The sequence below is a fragment of the Rhizobium sp. AN68 genome (genome assembly GCF_030758035.1).
GTDB lineage: Bacteria > Pseudomonadota > Alphaproteobacteria > Rhizobiales > Rhizobiaceae > Agrobacterium > Agrobacterium tumefaciens.
This window is the reverse complement of record NZ_JARWMI010000003.1, coordinates 2,323,902-2,346,503: the sequence shown is the minus strand read 5'-3', so window position 1 is coordinate 2,346,503 and position 22,602 is coordinate 2,323,902. Positions and strand designations below refer to the sequence as shown.

Here is a 22,602-nt window from a genome sequence, read left to right as displayed (position 1 = left end):
AGGAGAATGAAATGCCGAAGAAGATCGTCGTGCCTGCCGGTACAAGCAAACCCATCGCCCCTTTTTCGCCGGGAACCCTTGCCGATGGCGTGGTTTACGTTTCCGGAACGCTGCCATTCGACAAGGACAATAATGTCGTGCATGTGGGCGATGCCAGCGCCCAGACACGCCATGTTCTGGAAACCATCAAATCCGTTATTGAGACCGCCGGCGGCACGATGGAGGACGTGACGATGAACCACATCTTCATCACCGACTGGGCGAATTACCAGGCCGTGAACACGGTCTATGCCGAATATTTCCCCGGCGACAAGCCCGCGCGTTATTGCATCCAGTGTGGCCTCGTAAAGCCTGATGCACTGGTGGAAATCGCCACCGTCGCACATATCGGCAAGTAAGGCGAAACGGCAAAATGATGCATTTCGAGGTTCATGGCCGGGCCGAGCCTGAGGCGCCCAGTATCCTGCTGTCATCGGGGCTGGGTGGATCGGGCGCCTATTGGGCGCCGCAGATCGAGGCCCTTTCCAGCCATTTCCGGATCGTTACCTATGACCATCGCGGAACTGGCCGGACCGGCGGCGAGGTGCCGGCAGATGGCGGCATATCGGCGATGGCCGATGATGTGCTTGAGATCGTCTCGGCGCTGAACCTCGAAAAATTTCACTTCATGGGCCATGCGCTTGGCGGTCTGATCGGACTCGATATCGCGCTTCGCAAGCCCGGCCTCATCGACAGGCTTGTTCTTATCAATGCCTGGAGCAAGGCCGATCCGCATTCCGGGCGCTGCTTCGATGTGCGGATCGAGCTTCTGGAAAAATCCGGTGTCGAGGCTTTCGTGAAAGCCCAGCCGCTGTTTCTTTATCCGGCGGCCTGGATGTCAGAGCATCAGGAGCGGCTGGCACGTGACGATGCGCATGGCGTCGCGCATTTTCAGGGCAGGGCGAATGTGCTTCGGCGCATCGCGGCGCTCCGGGCCTTTGATATCGACGCGCGCCTCCGCGAGATCGGCAATCCGGTTCTGGTAGTGGCAACCAAGGACGATCTTCTGGTGCCCTATACCCGGTCGCTGCGTCTTGCGGAAGGTTTGCCGCAAAGCGAGCTTTGCCTTCTCGATTTCGGAGCGCATGCGGTCAATATCACCGATTCTGACCTTTTCAACGCGCGGCTTTTGCAGTTTCTGCTACCGGCAACACAAACATTCTGACGGGATTTGAGAGTAAAATGACGAGAGCATTGGACGACGCTGCATTGGCAACACTTTTCACCGAGGCACGCACCCACAATGGCTGGACGGACAAGCCAATCGGGGATGAGACGCTGACAGCGCTTTATGACCTGACGAAGATGGGGCCGACTTCGGCCAATTGCTCGCCGGCGCGTTTCGTTTTCGTGCGCAGCCCGGAAGCCAAGGAAAAATTGAGGCCGGCGCTTTCTTCGGGCAATCTGGAAAAGACCATGGCAGCACCCGTCACGGTCATCGCTGCCATCGACAGCGAATTTTACGAGAAGCTGCCGGTGCTGTTTCCCCATGCCGATGCGCGTTCCTGGTTCACCTCCAGTGCGGCGATGGCCGAGGAAACGGCATTCCGCAATGCCACGCTGCAAGCCGGTTATCTCATTCTTGCCGCCCGCGCGCTCGGGCTTGATACCGGAGCCATGTCCGGTTTCGACAAGGGCAAGGTGGATGCCGCTTTTTTTGCGGGTACGACGTGGAAATCCAATTTCCTCATCAATCTTGGTTACGGCGATCCGTCGAAGCTGTTCGGCCGCCTGCCGCGACTTGCGTTCGAAGACGCCTGTGTTCTGGCTTGAGGGCCTGTTAAGGAAGGATGGTTTAGATGCGGATGATGTCTCTTGAAAAGGAAGCGGAAATGGAGACGAAGACTGCACAGGAACGCAGCCTCGATTATAGAAATGCCATGGCGCGGCTCGGTGCGGCAGTCAACATCGTCACCACGGACGGTGCGGCAGGCCGTGCGGGATTTGCAGCGACGGCCGTTTGCAGCGTTTCCGACAATCCGCCCACGCTTCTCGTCTGCCTCAACCGCGGCTCTTCCGCTTATAATGTGGTGAAGGGCAATGGCGTCATCTGCGTCAACACGCTTGCTTCCAAGCACGAGGTGCTGAGCACCCTGTTCGGCGGCAAGACACCGGCGGAAGAACGTTTCGCTGCCGGAAGCTGGGGCGTGCTCGAAACCGACTCGCCTGTTCTGGAGGACGCACTGGTCTCCTTCGATTGCCGCATTCGCGAGGCACATGATGGCGGCACGCACGATATCCTGATCTGCGATGTCGTCGATATGAAGATCAATGAGGGCGACGAAGCACTGATGTATTTCAACCGGCGTTACCGGGTGCTTTGAGAGCGGTCTCTGGGGCCGGTTTACCCTTAACTCACGATCAGCTATTTGCGCGCCGTCATCCTCGGGCTTGTCCCGAGGATCTGCAACCGGGACAAGCCCGAGGATGACGGCGGAGCTTTCTTTTCACGTCAGTAAGAAGGGCGCTCCTGGAAACCGGAAACGCCCTTTTCATTACTTGATCAGCGGCAAAAGATCGTTGATCGACTTCTTCGCATCGCCGTAGAACATGCGGGTGTTGTCCTTGTAGAACAGCGGGTTCTCGATGCCGGAATAGCCCGTGCCCTGGCCGCGCTTGGAAACGATGACCAGCTTGGATTTCCATACTTCCAGAACCGGCATGCCGGCGATGGGCGAGTTGGGATCGTCCTGTGCCGCCGGGTTGACGATGTCGTTGGAGCCGATGACGATGACAACGTCGGTATTGGGGAAATCGTCGTTGATCTCGTCCATTTCCAGCACGATGTCGTAGGGCACCTTTGCTTCGGCGAGCAGCACGTTCATGTGGCCGGGAAGACGACCCGCAACCGGGTGGATGGCGAAACGCACGGTCTTGCCGTCGGCGCGCAGCTTGCGGGTCAGTTCGGAAACGGCCTGTTGCGCCTGTGCCACCGCCATGCCGTAACCGGGCACGATGATGACGCTGTCAGCGTCGTTCAGCGCTGATGCCACGCCTTCGGCATCGATTGCCACCTGCTCGCCCTCGATTTCCATCGCCGGACCCGTCGTGCCGCCGAAGCCGCCGAGGATGACCGAGATGAAGGAGCGGTTCATGGCCTTGCACATGATGTAGGACAGGATCGCACCCGAGGAGCCGACAAGCGCACCGGTAACGATCAGGAGATCGTTGCCGAGCGTGAAGCCGATGGCGGCCGCCGCCCAGCCGGAATAGCTGTTCAGCATCGAGACGACGACAGGCATGTCTGCGCCGCCGATACCCATGATCAGGTGATAGCCGATGAAGAAGGCGGCAAGCGTCATCAGCACCAGCGTCCATGCGCCAGCACCGTTGCAATACATGATGAGCAGGACGAGCGACAGGATCGCGGCACCGGCATTGAGGACGTGTCCGCCCGGAAGCTTCTTCGCCTTGCCGTCCACCTTGCCGGCAAGCTTGCCGAAGGCGACGACGGAACCGGTGAAGGTGACGGCGCCGATGAAGACGCCGAGGAAGACCTCAACCTTCATGATTGCCAGTTCTACCGGCGTCTTGTGGGCGAGGAGGGCGGAAAAGCCTGTCAACAGGGAACGCGCCGTCTCATCGAGCGAGGCGACATGCGCTTCCTCGATATGGGCGTTGAAGCCGATGAAGACGGCGGCCAGACCGACAAAGGAGTGAAGTGCTGCAACAAGCTGCGGCATCTCGGTCATCTGCACGCGGTTTGCGACGAAGTAGCCGAGAACGGCGCCACCCGCCAGCATCAGAAGTACGATGAACCAGTTGCCGACATCAGGTCCGAAGACCGTGGCGACAATGGCAAGACCCATGCCTGTTATGCCGTACCAGACGGCGCGCTTGGCGCTTTCCTGCCCGGAAAGACCACCGAGGGAGAGGATGAAAAGAACGGCTGCGGCAACATAGGCCGCGGAAACGATACCAATGGTCATTATGTGTCCCCTACACGGCTCAGGACTTCTGGAACATGGCGAGCATGCGCCGTGTCACGAGGAAACCGCCGACGATGTTGATCGTCGCGATCAGGACGGAAAGTGAGGCGAGGATCACCACCAGCCAGTTGCCGGAACCGATCTGCAGCAGCGCGCCGATAATGACGATGCCGGAAATCGCGTTCGTCACCGCCATCAGCGGCGTGTGCAGCGAGTGGCTGACATTCCAGATGACGGAGAAGCCGATAAAGCAGGCGAGCACGAAGACGATGAAATGGCTCATGAAGCTTGCCGGCGCGTAAAGGCCGACGAGAAGCAGGGCCGCCGTACCGATGACGAGCAGACCGACCTGGCTTTTCGTCTGCGCCTTGAACTCGGCCCGTTCCTTGGCGTGCTTTTCCTCAGGCGTAAGCTCTTTTGCTCGTTCCTTGGGTTTCTGCGCGGCGATGGCCTGGATCTTCGGTGGCGGTGGCGGAAAGGTGATGTCGCCCTGATAGGTGACGGTCGCACCGCGGATGACGTCGTCTTCCATGTTGTGAACGACCTTGCCGTCCTTTGCGGGCGTCAGATCGGTCATCATGTGACGGATGTTGGTGGAATAGAGCGTTGAGGCCTGCGTGGCCATGCGGCTCGGGAAATCCGTATAGCCGATGACGATGACGCCATTGTCCGAGACGACGCGCTGGTCGGGCACCGTGAGATCGCAATTGCCACCGCGCTCGGCGGCGAGATCGATGATGACCGAACCCGGCTTCATTGCCGCCACCATGTCGGCCAGCCACAGCTTCGGGGCGTCACGGCCGGGTATCAGCGCCGTGGTGATGACGATATCGATCTGCGGTGCCAGCTCGCGGAATTTCTCAAGCTGCTTTTCGCGGAATTCCGGCGAGGAGGGGGCGGCGTAACCGCCGGTCGCTGCGCCATCCTGGCTCTGGTCGGCGAAATCGAGATAGACGAATTCGGCGCCCATGGATTCGATCTGTTCGGCCACTTCCGGGCGCACGTCGAAGGCATAGGTAATGGCGCCGAGCGAGGTTGCCGTGCCGATGGCGGCAAGACCGGCAACGCCGGCACCGATGACCAGCACCTTGGCGGGCGGCACCTTGCCGGCGGCGGTTACCTGACCGGTGAAGAAGCGGCCGAAATTATTGCCGGCCTCGATGACGGCGCGATAGCCGGCGATGTTGGCCATGGAGGACAGCGCGTCCATTTTCTGGGCGCGGGAAATGCGCGGCACCATGTCCATTGCGATGACATTTGCGCCCTTTTCCTTCGCCTGCTCCAGAAGGTCCTTGTTCTGTGCGGGATAGAAGAACGAGATCAGCGTCTTGTCCGAAGACAGGCGATCAATCTCCGACGTTTCCGGCGGACGAACCTTGGCGATGATGTCGGCACCGGTATAAAGCGCATCGGCGCTATCAACGATGGTGACACCGGCTGCGCGATAGGCGTCGTCGGAAAATCCCGCCGCCTTGCCCGCGCCTGTTTCGAGGATGCAATCATATCCGAGTTTCTGCAAGCCTTGCGCGCTGTCGGGCGTCATGCCGACGCGCGCCTCGCCATCATATAATTCCTTAGGCGTCCCGATTTTCAAAATGGCTCTCCCTTTTCCGCACGATAGGGCGTCATAGCCTATTTCGAGCGTTTTTGTCTTGTTTTTGGCGGTTTCTACCTGCGGCGGATTGACAGCCTGCGAAAGGCCAGTTCGGGCACTGGCGGTACTGCGGCAATAAAAAACCCGGCGCGTCAGCGCCGGGTCTCTATCGTCGGGAGCGAAACCGCTCACTCCATGGTGTGGATGTCGCGATCCTTGGTTTCCGGCAGGAACAGCAGGCCGATGACCAGCGTGATGCCTGCGAAAACGATCGGGTACCAGAGGCCGTAATAGATATCGCCCTTCGCCGCGCTCATCGCAAAAGCGGTGGCGGGCAGCAGGCCGCCGAACCAGCCGTTGCCGATATGGTAGGGCAGCGACATGCCGGAGTAGCGGATGCGGGTCGGGAACAGTTCGACCAGCAGGGCCGCAATCGGGCCGTAGACCATCGTCACGTAGATCACGAGGACGGTCAGGACCGCGATGATGACGACCCAGTTCACGGCAGCCGGATCGGCGACCATGGCGAAGGTACCACCACCGGCAATGCTGTAGACGGCCATTTCCGCCGCTCCGGCGGTCTCGGCCGGCGTCAGCAACTTGTCGGCCACCAGCTTGTCGGTCGCCACCATCTTCTTGTCGGCGGCGCGAACGGCTTCCGCATTGAGGTTGAGTTCCGGGTTGGCGGCAATGAAGGCATCCAGTTTTGCGTCCGGCACCTGTGCTACGCCGCGCACCAGCGGGTAGCCGCCGTCATGCAGCGCGATGTTGACCTGTTTCTGGAAGGCCCTGTCTTTTGCGGCAGCATCCGCGCCGGCTGCGATGGCGTCGTAGCTCGCAATGGTGGCGTCGCCGATCTTGACGCTTGCCGGCGTTCCAGCCGCTCCAGCAACGACGTCATAGGGAACGGAGTTGCGTGTCAGGAACGAGGTGGCGATATCGCAGGATGTGGTGAATTTCGCCGTACCTGTCGGGTTGAACTGGAATTTGCAGTCTCCCGGAGCAGCGGTCACGGTGGCGCGAACGCTGGCTTGTGCTTGCGCCAGTGCCGGGTTGCCCGCCCATGTGAGCGCCTTGAACAGCGGGAAGTAGGTCAGCATCGCGAGAACGAGACCCGCCATGATGATCGGCTTGCGGCCGATCTTGTCGGAAAGCCAGCCGAAGAGCACGAAGAAGCCCGTGCCGAGGATGAGGGCCGCCGCGACCATGATGTTGGCCGACTGGCCGTCCACCTTCAGAATGCTCTGCAGGAAGAACAGTGCATAGAACTGGCCCGTATACCAGACGACGGCCTGACCGATGACGGCGCCGACGAGGGCAAGCAGGGCGATCTTTGCGTTTTTCCACTGGCCGAAGGCTTCGCTGAGTGGTGCCTTGGAGGTCTTGCCTTCTTCCTTCATCTTCTTGAAGGCAGGAGATTCGTTCATTTTCAGACGAATCCAGACCGATACGCCAAGCAGCAGAACCGAAACGAGGAAGGGAATACGCCAGCCCCAGGCGGCGAAGGCTTCCTTGCCGAGTGCGAACTGCACGCCGAGAATGACCATCAGCGACAGGAAGAGCCCGAGCGTCGCCGTCGTCTGGATCCATGAGGTGTAATAGCCTCTGCGACCGTTGGGCGCGTGTTCGGCCACATAAGTTGCAGCACCGCCATATTCGCCGCCAAGCGCCAGACCCTGAAGCATGCGCAGGATGATCAGGATGATCGGGGCTGCGATGCCGATCTGCGATGCACCGGGCAGGACGCCGACGAGGAATGTCGAAACGCCCATGATGAGAATGGTGATCAGGAAGGTGTATTTACGGCCGACAATGTCGCCGAGACGCCCGAACACCAGGGCGCCGAAGGGGCGCACGAGGAAGCCGGCGGCAAATGCCAGAAGCGCGAAGATGTTACGTGTCGTTTCCGGATATTGGCTGAAGAAGTTCGCGCCGATATAGATCGCGAGCGAGCCGTACAGATAAAAATCGTACCATTCGAAGACTGTTCCGAGAGAAGAGGCGAAAATCACCTTCTTCTCCTCACCCGTCATGGGACGGGCGGCGCCGCTCACGGCTGCTACGTTTGCCATTGTCTGTCCTCCACAGATGTCAAATGAGCGCATTGCAGAGCCCTGTCTCTCCTCCGGACTCCCCCGTAAGGGTGCAATGCGCGTAATGTTAGAGTGACAGAAAATTAACCCCAATGAGAGCGATGCTTTCGGATTATGACTTTAGTCTAATGCATAACGTGCAAAAATATCGCGAGGTGGCATTTGCGCTTATGCGCCGGGTCGCTCGCAACGTGCCTTTTTTCTTGACACGAACACCAAACCTTCTAATAGCTTCTCGCGAAGAAGGAGCATCACCTTGCGCAGGCATGTTGCAGACATGATTGTCATGGAAGGACCGGCACAATCCGCCGGCGATGATCCGCGTCTTTCTTATTCTATCCGAATTACGGCCAAAACGACGATTAAAACCGTCTGACGTCTCTGGCCACCGCTCTCTCCCCGGTTTGGCTGGGGATCGAGGAAGCCGCAATGCGATGCGGGTTCCCCACCTCACCCAAAAGAGGAGAGACAGAAAGAGAGCTTGATCATGGGTTTCAAAGTTGCAATTGTAGGCGCCACCGGCAATGTCGGTCGCGAAATGCTCAACATCCTGGCCGAACGTGGTTTTCCGGCAGATGAAGTCGTGCCGCTCGCTTCCTCCCGCTCGCAGGGTACGGAAGTTTCCTATGGCGACCGCACGCTGAAGGTTTCCAACCTCGAAAACTACGATTTTTCCGACACGGATATTTGCCTGATGTCGGCCGGCGGCGAGATTTCCAAGAAGTGGTCGCCGAAGATCGGCCAGCAGGGTTGCGTCGTCATCGATAACTCGTCTGCATGGCGCTACGACCAGGACGTTCCGCTGATCGTTCCGGAAGTCAATGCCGACGCGATCTCGGGCTTCACCCGCAAGAACATCATCGCCAATCCGAATTGCTCCACGGCCCAGCTCGTTGTCGCGCTGAAGCCGCTGCATGACTTTGCCAAGATCAAGCGCGTCGTTGTCTCCACCTACCAGTCCGTTTCGGGCGCTGGCAAGGAAGGCATGGACGAGCTGTTCCAGCAGACACGCGCCGTCTTCGTGGCCGATCCGGTCGAAACGAAGAAGTTCACCAAGCGCATCGCCTTCAACGTCATCCCGCATATCGACGTCTTCATGGAAGACGGCTATACCAAGGAAGAATGGAAGGTTCTGGCCGAAACCAAGAAGATGCTCGATCCGAAGATCAAGGTAACCTGCACGGCCGTGCGCGTTCCTGTTTTCATCGGTCATTCGGAATCGGTCAACATCGAGTTCGAAAACGAGATCACCGCCGATCAGGCGCGTGATATCCTGCGCGAAGCGCCGGGTTGCCTCGTGATCGACAAGCATGAAGATGGCGGCTACATCACCCCGGTTGAATCCGCCGGTGAGGATGCGACCTATATTTCGCGTATCCGTGAGGATGCGACGGTTGAAAACGGCCTCAACATCTGGGTTGTTTCGGACAATCTGCGCAAGGGCGCTGCCCTCAATGCCATCCAGATCGCCGAACTCCTGGTCAATCGTGGTCTCATCAAGCCCCGCAAGGCGGCGGCTTGATACGATTTTTTAAGGTTCGTTAAGTATAACCCGTCTGTTCTGTGTGGGGCAGGCGGGTTTTCCAATTGGCTATCATCACGGCCAGTTTATTTGCAGGCCTTGCTGCCAAAAGGCAATTTAGGCGGCCAAAAAGCAATTTGGCACCCGAGCCCATACAGCAGCGACGTTTTGGTTCTCGGGATAAATTCCCCAAAGGATATCGAAGGCAGATTTTGATGCGGGCAATGAAGGCAATTCTGGCTGGTGTGGCCATGGTCTCGGTTTTGGCGGCGACGCCGGTTGTGGCTGCGCAATGCGGCAACACTTCGGCAGGGTTCGACGCCTGGGTCGGTGCCTTCAAGCAGGAAGCGGCGAGCCGCGGTGTCAGCGCCTCGGTGCTTGATCGTGCCTTCTCCGGCGTCTCCTACAATCAGCCGACCATCCGCGCCGATCGCGGCCAGCACAGCTTCAAGCTGTCCTTCGACCAGTTCATGCAGAAGCGTGGCGGCCAGACGATCATCTCGCGCGGCAAGACCATGAAGAAGAACAATGCGGCTCTCTTCGCCTCGATTGAAAAGGCCTATGGTGTGCCGGCCGGCCCGCTGCTCGCCATCTGGGGCATGGAAACCGGATTTGGCGGCTTCATGGGCAACCAGCACACGCTGTCCGCCGTGGCGACGCTTTCTTTCGACTGCCGCCGTTCGGATTATTTTACCGAGCAGCTTTATGCGGCCCTGAAGCTCGTCGGCAGCGGTTCGCTGAACGTTAACGCCAAGGGTGCTGCCCATGGCGAAATCGGCCAGACGCAGTTCCTGCCGTTGAACGTTGTGCGCTACGGCGTGGATTTCGACCGCGACGGACGCATCGATCTCGTCGGTTCGCGCGCCGATGCGCTCGCCTCCACGGCCAACTTCCTTGTCGGCCACGGCTGGCAGCGCGGTGCGGGTTATCAGCAGGGGCAGACGAATTACGCGGCCATTCAGGGCTGGAACGCTGCAAGCGTTTATCAGCAGGCGATTGCGTTTATCGGCAAGGCGATTGACGGCCAATAAGGCCGCTTTCTCCCAATTGGAACGTCCACTTCCGTGATGCCGGACTAGTTCCGGCATCCAGTCACGGCGCGTCTGCGCCGTGAAAACAATCCCAAGCAATCAAAGACTTGATCGCGCTTGGCCCCGGATCACGTCCGGGGTGACGAAGCTTTGAGAAGGTTTCGACAATCACAGGTCCGGGCGGCGAAAGTCGCCCGTTTTGCCGTCCATCACCCACAATTCGCCGGTGGAGATATCGAACCAGGCGCCATGCAGCTTCACCTTGCCGGCGGTTTCCTGCGCCTTGACGAAGGGGAAGCCGCGCAGGTTGGCGATGGAGTTGCGAATGGAAACGCGCTCCAGCGCCGTCTGGCGCTCGGAAGCGGTCATGACGTCGTTGCTCTGGATCTGCTCGGCGGCGGATTTCACCATGTTCATCCATTTGCCGATGAAGTCGCCGGGTGACAGAGGTTCAAGATTGGGGTCGAGTGCGGCCTGAATGCCGCCGCAGCGGCCATGGCCCATGACGACGATGTCCTTCACCTTCAGAACCTGCACGGCATATTCGATGGCGGCTGATGTGGCGTGGTACTGACCGTCAGGCTCAAAGGGCGGCACCATGTTGGCGACGTTCCGCACGACGAAAAGTTCTCCCGGTCCGCAGTCGAAAATCGTTTCCGGCGCCGAACGGGAGTCACAACAGGCAATGAACAGGGTCTGCGGTTTCTGTCCGGTATCAGCCAGAACGCGGTATCTTTCGCGCTCGTCGGCATAGCGGCCGCTCATGAAGTTCTTGTAGCCGTTGAGAAGGTTTTCCGGAAAATCTTTCATCTATCGCAGTACCGTTGTGCTTGGACCAAGATCAAGAGAAGAACTCGGTGCGTTGAAGACCAATCCTTTAGCCGCTATTTGCGCTTGCTGCGCGAAGGATGCAAGAGATGGCGCATCTGCACCATCGCCATGGGTGTGGAGAGACTTGAAGAATCCGTCTCCAGCGTCAATTCGTTCATGTCGCGTTTTTTGGTTCGCGCCAGAATTTCGAACACGCTGGCGGTGGCCAGTTGCAGCGCCTTCTCGTCGTCCATGCCTTCCAGCAGCCGGGCAAGGAACAGCGCCGCCATCAGGTCTCCGAGACCGTTCGGTGCGTCTTCTATGGCGCGGTGTTCCGCCATCAGCGCGTGCCGGCCGCTCAAATAGAGATTTCCCGTGCCGCCCGCCATCATCGACACGGCTGAGGTGACCAGCATTTTCGGCGGGCCGAGTGCGAGCGCGGCATCCATGATGGCATTGTTGGTCTCAAGCTCGGCGCCGCTCATCCAGGCCAGTTCATAACGGTTTGGCGTGGCGACGGTGGCAAGCGGAATGAGGTGATCGCGGATGGCTTCGGCAGTCTCAAGGGGAATGTATAGTCCGCCCAGATCGCCCATGACCGGGTCACAGGCATAAATCAGCGACGGGTTCTTTTCCTTGAGATTGCGGATCAGCCTTGCGACGGAGCGCACCTGCGACGCGCTGCCGAAATAACCGGTCAGGACAGCCTTGACCTCGCCGATCCATTTGGCGTTTTCGAGGTCCGTCATGGCCTTGTCGAAGTCGTCGTCCTGAAAGCGCATCCGGGTGGACGGGCCATGGCCGGGGTGCCAGGGCAAAACGATTGTGGGCACCGCCCATACCGGATAGCCAAGGGTCTCCAGCGCGAAGACTGCGGCACGGTTGCCGACCGATCCACGCATGACGTGGCTGGAAATGACGATGACGGCGCCCTGGGTATTTTCCTGCATCACGGCCTTCTTGTTTTCAAACGCCACAGAAGCCCGCAAGTGCCCCTGCTCACAGATCAAGATGCGCTCTCATGACATATCGCATCGTCACTTTCCACCGTTAATCCCGCAAGGGTCTATCCCGTAAAACGATGGGCGTCCGGTCTTCTTGGCCTTTCCGGTGCCGGTCCGTTATTGCGGGATCGGCGAACTGCCCTACCTTTTTGTTTACGCATCGGGTTTTCCCAAAACCGCGGTACACTTTTCGGCACGATGCCCTATAGTTGCATCATGCTCGATCTCGTCATCGCCTATTGGCCTCATATCCTTGCCGCTCTTTCCATTTTGATGGGAACCGTGGCGGCCGTACATGCCACGATGACGAAGGAAGAGGTCCGCTCCGCGCTTGGCTGGGTGGGCGTCATCGTTCTGTCGCCGATCGTCGGTGCAGTCATTTATGCGATTGCCGGCATCAACCGGATTCGCCGGTCCAGTATCAGGCAGCAGCGGTCTTTCATGCAGGACGAGATCATGGATCGCGTGGCGCGCCTGGATGCGAGCGGCGAGGTGATTGCCGCGCGGTTCGGACGCCGTTTCGAGGCGATGAAGACGCTCGGCGACCGGGTGACGCGCCACGCACTGACGACCGGTAACAGCATCGAGCCGCTTGTCACCGGCGACGCGGCCTATGCCGCCATGCTGGAGGCGATAGGCGAGGCGAAGCGGTCGATCATCCTCGAAACATATATTTTCGACAATGACAGGATCGGTGCTCGTTTTGTCGCCGCGCTGGAAAGGGCGAAGCTCCGGGGCGTGGAGGTGCGGGTGCTGGTGGATGCGGTGGGCGCGCGTTATTCCGTGCCGAGCATCCTGCCGACGCTCCGGGAAAAAGGCATCGTTGCCGATGTGTTCAACGGCAATGTCATCATGGGGCTGCGGCTGCCCTATGCGAATTTGCGCACCCACCGCAAGATCCTGGTGGTGGACGGGCGCATCGCCTTTAGCGGCGGCATGAATATCCGCGAGGGCTTCACCCTTGAATTCGGCGGCGAAAAACAGGCGCACGACACACATTTCAAGATCAGCGGACCGGTTGTCTCTGATTTTTTCTCCATTGCGGCGGAGGACTGGAGGTTCACGACGGGGGAGCTTCTGCACACGCCGGTCTGGGATATCGCCATTCCCGATGGTGTGCCGGGTTCACAGATCGTCGCCCGCGTTTCCTCCTCGGGGCCGGATAAGAGCATAGAGACCAATCACAAGATGCTGATGGGGGCGTTTTCCGTCGCCCGCTCCTCCATTCTCGTCATGTCGCCCTATTTTCTCCCCGATCGGGAGCTTATTTCAGCGCTCATTACCGCAGCGAGGCGGGGAGTCGTGGTGGATATCATCGTGCCGCAAAGCAACAATCTGGTGCTTGTGGACAGGGCGATGACGGCGCAATTCGACCAGATGTTGAAGAATTACTGCCGCATCTGGCGGGCGACAGGGCCCTTCAATCATTCCAAGCTTCTGGTGATCGACGAGCGCTGGAGCTACATCGGTTCTTCCAACCTGGACCCTCGTTCATTGCGGCTGAACTTCGAAGTCGATCTGGAAGTTATGGATGAGGAATTCGCCGCGACCATCGGAAACCGCATCCGGGAAGCACGGGCAACCGCTTTACCCGTGCGACTGAGCGAACTGAATGCGCGGCCATTCGTTGTCCGTTTTGTGGAGCGCGTCCTGTGGCTCGCTTCGCCGTATCTTTAGAGCGCCATGCGTCGGAAACGCTCTAAAACTTTTAATTTGCGCATCGGAGGCGTCGCAGCGTGAAGAAAAACAGTTTGCTGGAGCGTGGAAAAACGGCACTGGCGAAAAACAGCAGCCTGCCCGCCTTCGTCATGCAGTCACTGCGCGACCGCCACCAACGGAAGAATGCCGGGCAGGTGGAGAAAGATCACTCCTTCCCGGTCATCGCGTCCTACAACGTCCATAAATGCGTCGGACGCGACCGCAGGTTCGATCCTGATCGCACCAGCCGCGTCATTCAGGAAATCGGCGCGGATATCATCGCGCTACAAGAGGCGGACAGCCGTTTCGGCGAGCGCACGGGCCTGCTCGATCTTGCCCGGCTGGAGCGGGAAAGCGGGCTTGTCCCCGTGCCTGTTCTGGCGGGTGTGAAGGCGCATGGATGGCACGGCAATGTCCTGTTGTTCAAGGAAGGTGCGGTGCGGGATGTTCATACGCTGAAATTGCCGGGGCTGGAGCCGCGCGGCGCGCTGGTGGTGGAACTGGATTTGAAAAGCGGTGGCGCACTGCGAATAATCGCCGCGCATTTCGGTCTTTTGAGGCATTCCCGTGCCCAGCAGGCAAAGGCGCTTATCGGTCTTCTGGAAGCGCGAAACGAATGCGCGACCATCCTCATGGGAGACCTGAACGAATGGCGTCTCGGCAATGGCTCGTCGCTCAATACTCTGAGAGATGCATTCGGCGCCCTGCCGCCCGCAGTGCCCAGTTTTCCATCCAACCTGCCGGTGCTTGCGCTCGACAGGATCATCGCCAACCGCGAAGGGCTGATCGAGCAGGTGGAAGCGCATGACAGTGCGCTGGCGCGCATTGCCTCGGACCACCTGCCGCTGAAAGCCGCGATAAGGACCGATCTGCTTCCAACCTGATCCTGTGGCAGCATCGGATACGGCGACAGACTTCAGAGCCGCTGCGCTACCGTCAGATGGCTGCGCGAACGGGCCTCCAGCAGCGATGTGCGGATGGCTTCCATCAGCCGTTCACGGTTGTTTCTGGTCTTGCATCTGTCCAGATTCTGCGCGGCAAGCGCCAGATCGAGACCTTCATGCATTACTATCGAATAGGCAATGGTTGTCGCCCAGTTCTCGTATTCCTGCTCCATCATGTCACCCCTGAACTAAATCATTTAGCCCGAATCACCCTGTTCTTGAAATTACCACAAAATGGAAAGCATAAAATAGCATTGTTCCTTTACGTATCTGCTGCCTTATGCGGATATAGTGTATTCGTTCTTTCGTTATTGCGGCGCAACATGTATGTGCTTGCTGCTTAAGTCATTGAAACAGATTCTGTTTCAGGCGACGCACATGGACGTTCCCACCAACAAAAACGCCGCGCATCGTGAGATGCGCGGCGGGCTTTCGTCGAAGTTTGCGGTGGATTGGATAAGGTCTCAGCCGGCCTTTTCGAGCTTGTAGTCCGAATTGGCAGGTTCTTCCTGTTTGTGCTGGATGAGAGGACGGTTACCCGACAGCTTGCGCACCAGCACGTAGAATACCGGTGTCATGAAGATGCCGAAGAACGTCACCCCGATCATGCCGGAGAACACTGCGACACCCATGGCCGCGCGCATTTCCGCACCCGCACCGGTGGAGATGACCAGAGGCACCACGCCCATGATGAAGGCGAGTGAGGTCATCAGGATCGGGCGGAGGCGCAGGCGACTTGCCTCGACTGCGGCCTGAAGCGGCGTTCGTCCTTCGAATTCCAGCTCGCGGGCGAATTCCACGATCAGGATCGCGTTCTTCGCCGATAGTCCGACAAGGACGACAAGGCCGATCTGCGTAAAGATGTTGTTGTCCCCTCCCGTCAGCCAGACGCCTGTCAATGCGGCGAGAACGCCGAGCGGAACGATTAGAATGATCGCGATCGGCAGGGTCAGGCTTTCATATTGCGCAGCCAATACGAGATAGACGAGCAGCAGCGCCAGCGGGAAGACCACGAGGCTGGAATTACCGGCAAGGATCTGCTGGTAAGTCAGGTCCGTCCATTCGTATTCGATCCCGGCCGGCAGGTTTTCGGCAAGGATTTTCTCGATCGCTGCCTGCGCCTGTCCAGAGGAGAAGCCCGGTGCCGGACCGCCGTTGATATCGGCTGCAAGGAAGCCGTTATAACGGTTTGTGCGCTCCGGTCCTGTCGTTGCATCCACCTTCAACAGCGTGGAAAGCGGGATCATCTGACCGGTGGACGAGCGGACCTTCAGGCGGCCGATATCTTCGGCATGGGCGCGGAATTGCGCATCTGCCTGCACACGCACGCTGTATGTCCGCCCGAAGGCGTTGAAGTCGTTGACATAAAGCGAGCCCAGATAGATCTGCAGCGTCTGGAAGACGTCGCTGACCGAAACGCCCAGCTGCTCGGCCTTGGCGCGGTCGAGATCGGCGAAGAGCTGCGGCACGTTGATCTGGAAGCTGGAGAAGATGCCTGCCAGTTCCGGTGTCTGGTATGCCTTGGCGATGACCGCCTTGGCCGCTTCGTCAAGGGTCTGGTAGCCGTAACCGGCACGGTCCTCGATCTGCAGCTTGAAGCCGCCCGTCTGGCCGAGACCGTTAACCGGCGGCGGCGGGAACATGGCGATGAAGGCATCCTGAATGCCGGCAAACTTCTGGTTCAGCTGCATGGCGATGGCGCCGCCTGACAGTTCCGGCGTCTTGCGGTTTTCGAAGTCGTCGAGAACCGCAAAGACGATGCCGGAATTGGAGCCGATGGTGAAGCCGTTGATCGACAGGCCGGGGAAAGCGATGGCGTGGCTGACGCCCGGCTGTTGCATGGCGATATCGCTCATCCGCTTGATGACGCTTTCCGTGCGGTCAAGCGTTGCGCCGTCCGGAAGCTGGGCGAAGCCGATGAGATATTGCTTGTCCTGCGCCGGTACGAACCCGCTTGGGACCGCGCTGAACATGCCGTAGGTGGCAGCCACCAGCGCCATATAGACGATCATGACGAGGCTTTTGCGCATTACCAGCCCGCCTACGGTTTTGCCGTAACCGTTGGAGGCGGCCCCGAAGGCGCGGTTGAAGCCACGGAAGAACCAGCCGAAAATCCGGTCCATGAAGCGGGTCAGCCAGTCTTTCGGTGCGTCGTGCTCTTTCAGCAGCAGGGCTGCAAGAGCGGGTGACAGCGTCAGAGAATTGATCGCCGAAATGACGGTGGAAATCGCGATCGTCAGCGCGAACTGCCGGTAGAACTGGCCGGAAAGGCCGGAGATAAAGGCTAGTGGGACGAAAACGGCGACCAGCACAAGCGCGATTGCTATGATCGGCCCGGAGACTTCGCGCATCGCCTTGTAGGTGGCATCACGCGGAGAAAGCCCGTTTTCGATGTTTCGCTCGACGTTTTCCACCACCACGATGGCGTCATCCACCACGATGCCGATGGCCAGCACGAGGCCGAACAGGGTCAACGCGTTAATGGAGAAACCGAAGGCATACATGACGGCGAAGGTGCCGATGATCGACACTGGAACGGCGATCAGCGGAATGATCGAGGCGCGCCAGGTCTGGAGGAACAGGATGACCACCAGTACCACGAGGCCAACGGCCTCGAGGAGCGTATCAACGACCTTTTCGATGGAGGAGCGAACGAACTTCGTCGTGTCGTAGACGATTTCATATTTCACGCCATCAGGCATCGCCAGTTGCAGATTGTCCATTGTCGCGCGGACATTGTCGGCGATTTCGATGGAGTTGGAGCCGGGAGCCTGCAATACGGCGATCGCCACGGCGGGTTCGCCGTCGAGCAGCGAGCGCAGCGTATAGTCGGCAGCGCCGAGTTCGATGCGGGCGACGTCGCGAAGACGGGTGATCTGGCCGTTCGCGCCGCTCTTGACGATGATGTTGCCGAATTCCTCCGGCGTCGTCAGACGGCCCTGGGCATTGACGTTGAGCTGCAGGTCGACGCCGTTGGGGCTTGGCGATGCGCCGATGACGCCGGCTGCGGCCTGGACGTTCTGCTGACGGATGGCGTCGGATACGTCGCTGGCGGCGAGATCGTGTTCGGCCACCTTTTGCGGATCCAGCCAGACGCGCATGGAATAGTCACCCGCGCCGAAGACCTGCACCTGACCCACGCCTTCGATACGGGCGAGGCGATCCTTGACGTTCAGCGTCGCATAGTTGCGCAGATAGGTGATGTCATAGGCATCGGTCTTCGACACGAGATTGACGACCATGATGAAGTCGGGCGAGCTTTTGACGGTGGTGATGCCGAGTGCGCGCACTTCCGCGGGCAGGCGCGGTTCGGCCTGCGACACGCGGTTCTGCACCAGCTGTTGCGCCTTGTCCGGGTCGGTGCCCAGCTTGAACGTGACGGTCAGCGTCAGCACGCCGTCCGATGTCGCCTGGCTGCCCATATAGAGCATGTCCTCGACGCCGTTGATCTGTTCTTCAAGCGGCGTGGCGACGGTTTCGGCGATAACGGCCGGGTTCGCACCGGGATAGGTGGCGCGGACGACGACGGATGGCGGAACGACTTCCGGATATTCGGAAATCGGCAGGGCGCGCATGCCGAGAAGGCCTGCGACCACGATCAGGATCGACAGCACGCCGGCGAAGACCGGCCTGTCGACAAAAAATCTGGAAATATTCATATCCAGTCCCCTCTCCGGGTAGATTTGGAAATGCAAGGACCGTTCCGGCGGCATCATGGCCGCCGGTGAGGGCCGGTTCTTTGTGAAATGCGTCTCGCCGGAGGCGGGACGGCGTTATTGCGAGGCGGCGACCTTGTCTTCCGCCTGCGGTGCGATGGTTGCACCGGGGCGAATGCGCTGCAGGCCGTTGACGACGATCGTATCGCCGGCGGCAAGGCCGCTGTCGATGATGCGCTGGCCGTCAGCCGGTGCGCCGGGCTTGATCTGGCGGTAGCTCACCTTGTTTTCGGCATCGACGACAAAGACGAACCGCTTGTCCTGATCCGTGCCGATGGCGCGGTCGCTGATGACTATCCGGTTTTCCGGCTTCGGTTCACCCATGCGCACCCGCACGAACTGGCCGGGAATGAGCCTGCCATCAGGATTTTCGAAGACCGCACGCACACCAATGGTGCCGCTGGCGGAATCGACCTGGTTGTCGATGAGGTGCAGGGTGCCCTTGATCGGCGTGCCTTCATCCGAAAGCGTGCCGATTTCCACCGGGATCTGTTCGAGCGCGGGCAGGGCGTCGGTTGTCTTCGGCAGCTCGGAAAGCGCTTTCGCTACCGTTCCTTCGCTGGCGTTGAAGCTGGCATAGATCGGGTTGACCGAAACCAGCGTCGTCAGGGCAGGCGATGTCGAGCCGGCGGCAACGAGGTTGCCGGCGGTGATTTCGATGCGGCCGACCCTGCCGGAAACCGGTGCAACGATTTCGGTGTAACCAAGATCGAGCTGAGCCGTCGTCAACGTCGCGCGGGCGGCGCGAAGCTGGGCTTCGGCATCCGCAAACGAGCTTTGCCGCTGGTCGAGATCGCTCTGGGAGATCGTGCGATTGTCGGAAAGCCTGCGGCCACGGTCGAGTTCCGTCTTGGCAAGGCTGACCTTGGCTTCGGCGGAGGCGACCTGGGCTTCAGCACCTGCAACGGCTGCCTGATAGGGGGCCGGATCGATGGTGAAGAGGGGGTCGCCTTCCTTCACCAGCGCGCCTTCGCGGAAATGCACGGCCTTGATCTGGCCAGCGACGCGGGAGCGGATCTGCACGCGGTCGACGGCTTCGAGACGGCCGGAAAATTCTTCCCAGCGCATCACATCGCGGCTTTCCACCTTGGCGACGGTGACTGGGATAGCCGGCGTTTCAGCCGGGGTGGAGGCTGCCGTCGCATCACGGCTGGTGGGCAGGTCGAAAATGAGTGCTGCGGCTGCAACGGACATAGCAAGCCCGATACCGGCGCCCGTCAGGGCCGGCGCTTTGTGGTCAGCGTCATGGGTCTCTCCTTGGCTCGGATCAGGAGCCGGTCAGTTTCTCTATCTGTGTGTTTTGTCGCATGGTCCGGGCGTAAAACCGCTACGCACTTTTACTGGACATGCTCAAAATGCGATTTCATTGTTTTATCTGGTCAACGAAAGTCTTGAACTCCGAACAGACGGATGGGACCCATCCGCCGCCCTTTCCTTGATAAAGCCCCGTCCAGCCAATACCGGCGGGGAAAACATGCTGCCGGACGCTGACACCGGAGGCGATGAGCCTGTCGGCATAACCGACCGTTTCGTCGCGCAGAGGGTCGTCCTCGGCGGTAAAGATCAGCGCCGGCGCCACCCGGTTCAGCCGCGTACACTGGCAGGGCGCGGCATAGGGGTGAAAAAACCCGCAGGCCTTGGCAAGGTAATGGCTCCAACCATCCGCCCAGCGCTGGCGCATGCCGATCCTGTCCGCATCGCGGAAGGATTCCGTCGTCATCATCGGGTCGATCATGGGCGACAGAAGTATTTGACCGGCAAGCTTGCCCGGCATGCGGTCTCGCGCCTTCAGCGCAAGCCCAGCCGCCACATTGCCACCAGCCTCTTCGCCGGCCACAAACAGCAGCGATTTCGCGCCGCCATAATGCTTGCGGTCCCGGCTCAGGTGATCCAGCGCTTCGAAGGCACAATCGATCACCATCGGAAACTCGTTGCCGGACGACTTGCTATAGTCGGCCTCGACGACGATCGCGCCGCTTTCGGCGAGCGCGCGTGCCACCGGAAGCTCCGGGCAATTGCCGCCCTTTTCAAGAAACGAGCCGCCGCGCAAATAAAGGACCACAGGCGGGTTGGTGCACAGGCCGGCACTTTCATATCGGCGCACGGAAAGCTGGGACGCCGAGCCCCCACAGCCTTCTATATTTTCCCAGTGCGCTTTCATCTGATCCGGTCCCGTGCGCCGCCATCAGCAGCTCACCATATTTGCAAAATCTGAAATTCATATTATTGTTCGGGAGAAAACGATCAAGTACGTCAAAATGAAAACACTATTCCAAAAAAACGGATAATAGCGACATGGATCAGCTTTCCGCCATGCGGGTATTCACTCGCGTCGTCGAAACCGGCAATTTCAGCCGCGCCGCGACCGCGCTGAACATGCCCAAAACCACCGTCACCAACATGGTCCAGGCGCTGGAGGCGCATTTACATACCACGCTTCTCAACCGCACAACGCGGCGGGTGATGCTGACGACGGACGGCGCTCTCTATTATGAGCGGGCCTCGCAGATTCTGTCGGAAATCGAAGAGCTTGATGGTAGCATGTCCAGCGCGCAGGTGCAGCCGTCTGGCCGGTTGCGGGTGGAAATGGCCGGTGTCTTCGCGGACCTCGTGGTTATTCCACATCTTTGCGAATTTTACCAGCGCTATCCGCAAATCCGGCTCGATCTCGGCGTCGGCGACCGTTTGGTCGATTATATCGCGGAGAATGTCGATTGCGCGCTGCGGGTCGGCACGTTGCGGGATCAATCCCTTATAGCGCGTAAGGTCGGCGAGCTGAAATTCGAAACCTTCGCCTCTCCCCTGTACATCGAGAGTTTCGGCATGCCGCAACAGCCGGAAGATCTCGAAAACGGACATCATTCCGTGGGATATTTCAATGCCACCACGGGCCAGATCATGCCGATCTCATTCGACAACGGGCTTCGCAGCGTCGAGATTACGCCCAACTATGTCGTGTCGGTGAATGACAGCCGCACCTATCTCAACGCCGCGCTGGCGGGCATGGGCATGGTGCAGCTGCCCGTTTTCATGGTCAAGGATGCGCTTGCGCGTGGCGAGCTCGTGCCGGTTCTGCCGGAATGGCGGCGCGAACCCATGCCGATCTATGTCGTTTATCCGCAGACACGGCACGTCACCAACAAGGTCCGTGTCTTCGTGGATTGGCTGGCGAAGATGGTTCACAGCCTCGTCTGAGGCGGCTAGTCACCGCCCGACCTTTGCCGCGACAAAATCGATAAAGGCGCGTACGCGGGCGGCCAGATGATCATGTCCGGCATAAACGGCATGGATCACCTCCATGTCGCCCGGATTGTAATCCTCCAGCACCGGCACGAGCAGACCGGCCTCGATATCCGGCTCGACATGAAACTCTCCGACCCTTCCCAGCCCAAGGCCCGTCAGGCACAGCCTACGCATTGCCATGCCGCTGTTGACCGAGGCGTTGCCGGTCACGGGAAGGCGGTAGACTTCCGTCGTGCCGGGATCACGAAAAGGCCATTCGTTGAGGCTGCGACTGAAATTGAAGCTGATGCAATTGTGTTGGGCCAGATCCTGCGGCTTTTCCGGCATGCCATGTTTTTCGATATAGGCAGGGGAGGCGACGATGATCCGGCGGACCTCTTTCAGCTTTCTTGCCTTGAGGGACGAATCCGCCAACCCGCCGGATCGTATCGCAATATCGGTGCGCTCCTCGATCAGGCTGATGACGCCGTCGGTCAGCGAGATATCCAGTTCGATTTCCGGATAAAGAGATAAAAACTCCGGTGCGAGCGGCAGAAGATACCTTTCGCCGAAGCCCAGCGTGGCGTTGACACGCAGTAGCCCCCGCGGCACCACCTTGCCGCCGCCTGCTACGATCTGCTCCGTATCGGCGATGTCGGCCAGAATGCGCCTTGCCCGGGAAAGATAGATTTCCCCCTCCGGCGTCAGCGTCACCACGCGGGTGGAGCGAGCGAGAAGGCGGGTGCCGAGGCGGTCTTCAATGCGGGTGACAAGTTTGCTCACCGCCGAGGGTGAAAGCTTGAGCCTGCGCCCGGCTGCGGAAAAACTCCCCAGCTCGGCTGCCGCCACGAAGACTTCCATTTCTCCGGCCCTGTTGTCCATCGCTGCACCACTTGTGAAATTAATTCAAAGGCCTTTATCCAATCTTGCTGATTATCATGCAAGTCCCCTTCGCCCATATTGCAATCACATAGTTGATCCAACCGGACAGCACCCGCTG

General features: G+C 59.4%; 19 protein-coding genes. 9 read left to right on the top strand and 10 right to left on the bottom strand.

Translation table 11 applies throughout. The annotated features are described in order from the left end of the window. Nucleotides 1–11: 11 nt before the first annotated feature. The 4 genes from rutC to rutF are packed head-to-tail and all read left to right on the top strand — an operon-like array spanning nt 12 to nt 2,363. The gene (gene rutC / locus RBH71_RS24520) at nt 12–398 is read left to right on the top strand and encodes a pyrimidine utilization protein C (protein WP_003492069.1); all 387 of its coding nucleotides are present in this window, start codon (nt 12–14) and stop codon (nt 396–398) included. A gap of 14 nt (nt 399–412) precedes the next feature. After that, complete coding sequence (gene rutD / locus RBH71_RS24515; RefSeq protein ID WP_003514091.1) at nt 413–1,204, top strand: pyrimidine utilization protein D; 792 nt, start codon at nt 413–415, stop codon at nt 1,202–1,204. Between the two features lie 17 nt (nt 1,205–1,221). Then, nucleotides 1,222–1,812, top strand: a complete 591-nt coding sequence (locus RBH71_RS24510) for a malonic semialdehyde reductase (protein ID WP_003514089.1) — start codon at nt 1,222–1,224, stop codon at nt 1,810–1,812. 26 nt (nt 1,813–1,838) lie between these two features. Next, nucleotides 1,839–2,363 (top strand): NADH-dependent FMN reductase RutF, encoded by a 525-nt coding sequence (rutF, locus tag RBH71_RS24505; protein ID WP_323687533.1) that lies wholly within the window; start codon nt 1,839–1,841, stop codon nt 2,361–2,363. Nucleotides 2,364–2,534: 171 nt separating this feature from the next. Here rutF and RBH71_RS24500 read toward each other — a convergent pair whose 3' ends face one another. The 3 genes from RBH71_RS24500 to RBH71_RS24490 all read right to left on the bottom strand — a co-directional run bounded on the left by RBH71_RS24500 (nt 2,535) and on the right by RBH71_RS24490 (nt 7,634). After that, entirely contained in the window at nt 2,535–3,968 is a 1,434-nt protein-coding gene (locus RBH71_RS24500; RefSeq protein WP_003514086.1) for an NAD(P)(+) transhydrogenase (Re/Si-specific) subunit beta, read from the bottom strand. Between the two features lie 19 nt (nt 3,969–3,987). Continuing rightward, on the bottom strand, nt 3,988–5,562 hold the full coding sequence (locus tag RBH71_RS24495; RefSeq protein ID WP_003514084.1) for a Re/Si-specific NAD(P)(+) transhydrogenase subunit alpha: 1,575 nt from the start codon (nt 5,560–5,562) through the stop codon (nt 3,988–3,990). 188 nt (nt 5,563–5,750) lie between these two features. Then, entirely contained in the window at nt 5,751–7,634 is a 1,884-nt protein-coding gene (locus RBH71_RS24490) for an MFS transporter (RefSeq protein ID WP_003514082.1), read from the bottom strand. A 508-nt stretch (nt 7,635–8,142) separates the two neighbouring features. Between RBH71_RS24490 and RBH71_RS24485 the strand changes: the two genes are divergently transcribed. Both RBH71_RS24485 and RBH71_RS24480 read left to right on the top strand, forming a co-directional pair. Continuing rightward, nucleotides 8,143–9,177 carry an aspartate-semialdehyde dehydrogenase gene (locus RBH71_RS24485; protein WP_003514078.1) on the top strand — a complete coding sequence of 345 codons (1,035 nt, stop codon included), beginning with the start codon at nt 8,143–8,145 and terminating at the stop codon, nt 9,175–9,177. Between the two features lie 215 nt (nt 9,178–9,392). Further along, nucleotides 9,393–10,208 (top strand): lytic murein transglycosylase, encoded by an 816-nt coding sequence (locus RBH71_RS24480; protein ID WP_003514072.1) that lies wholly within the window; start codon nt 9,393–9,395, stop codon nt 10,206–10,208. A 168-nt stretch (nt 10,209–10,376) separates the two neighbouring features. On the opposite strand, the gene RBH71_RS24475 is transcribed toward RBH71_RS24480, so the two are convergent. Then, nucleotides 10,377–11,018 (bottom strand): carbonic anhydrase, encoded by a 642-nt coding sequence (locus RBH71_RS24475; RefSeq protein ID WP_003514071.1) that lies wholly within the window; start codon nt 11,016–11,018, stop codon nt 10,377–10,379. A gap of 74 nt (nt 11,019–11,092) precedes the next feature. Continuing rightward, entirely contained in the window at nt 11,093–11,968 is an 876-nt protein-coding gene (pdxY, locus tag RBH71_RS24470; RefSeq protein WP_003514069.1) for a pyridoxal kinase PdxY, read from the bottom strand. Nucleotides 11,969–12,238: 270 nt separating this feature from the next. Between pdxY and RBH71_RS24465 the strand changes: the two genes are divergently transcribed. Further along, a complete protein-coding gene (locus tag RBH71_RS24465; RefSeq protein WP_003514067.1) occupies nt 12,239–13,699 on the top strand; it encodes a phospholipase D-like domain-containing protein in 1,461 nt (486 codons plus the stop codon). A gap of 59 nt (nt 13,700–13,758) precedes the next feature. Further along, nucleotides 13,759–14,604 carry an endonuclease/exonuclease/phosphatase family protein gene (locus RBH71_RS24460; RefSeq protein WP_003514066.1) on the top strand — a complete coding sequence of 282 codons (846 nt, stop codon included), beginning with the start codon at nt 13,759–13,761 and terminating at the stop codon, nt 14,602–14,604. A 32-nt stretch (nt 14,605–14,636) separates the two neighbouring features. On the opposite strand, the gene RBH71_RS24455 is transcribed toward RBH71_RS24460, so the two are convergent. From RBH71_RS24455 to RBH71_RS24440, 4 genes are all read right to left on the bottom strand, one after another. Further along, on the bottom strand, nt 14,637–14,840 hold the full coding sequence (locus RBH71_RS24455) for a hypothetical protein (protein WP_003514064.1): 204 nt from the start codon (nt 14,838–14,840) through the stop codon (nt 14,637–14,639). Nucleotides 14,841–15,128: 288 nt separating this feature from the next. Beyond that, complete coding sequence (locus RBH71_RS24450) at nt 15,129–18,323, bottom strand: efflux RND transporter permease subunit (protein ID WP_003514062.1); 3,195 nt, start codon at nt 18,321–18,323, stop codon at nt 15,129–15,131. A 114-nt stretch (nt 18,324–18,437) separates the two neighbouring features. After that, on the bottom strand, nt 18,438–19,574 hold the full coding sequence (locus RBH71_RS24445; protein WP_323687532.1) for an efflux RND transporter periplasmic adaptor subunit: 1,137 nt from the start codon (nt 19,572–19,574) through the stop codon (nt 18,438–18,440). Nucleotides 19,575–19,743: 169 nt separating this feature from the next. Then, complete coding sequence (locus RBH71_RS24440) at nt 19,744–20,541, bottom strand: alpha/beta hydrolase fold domain-containing protein (protein ID WP_003514059.1); 798 nt, start codon at nt 20,539–20,541, stop codon at nt 19,744–19,746. 134 nt (nt 20,542–20,675) lie between these two features. Here RBH71_RS24440 and RBH71_RS24435 point away from each other — a divergent pair, with 134 nt between their 5' ends. Then, nucleotides 20,676–21,575 (top strand): LysR family transcriptional regulator, encoded by a 900-nt coding sequence (locus RBH71_RS24435; RefSeq protein ID WP_003514057.1) that lies wholly within the window; start codon nt 20,676–20,678, stop codon nt 21,573–21,575. Nucleotides 21,576–21,584: 9 nt separating this feature from the next. Here RBH71_RS24435 and RBH71_RS24430 read toward each other — a convergent pair whose 3' ends face one another. Continuing rightward, nucleotides 21,585–22,484, bottom strand: a complete 900-nt coding sequence (locus RBH71_RS24430; RefSeq protein WP_035251889.1) for a LysR family transcriptional regulator — start codon at nt 22,482–22,484, stop codon at nt 21,585–21,587. Nucleotides 22,485–22,602: the final 118 nt, after the last annotated feature.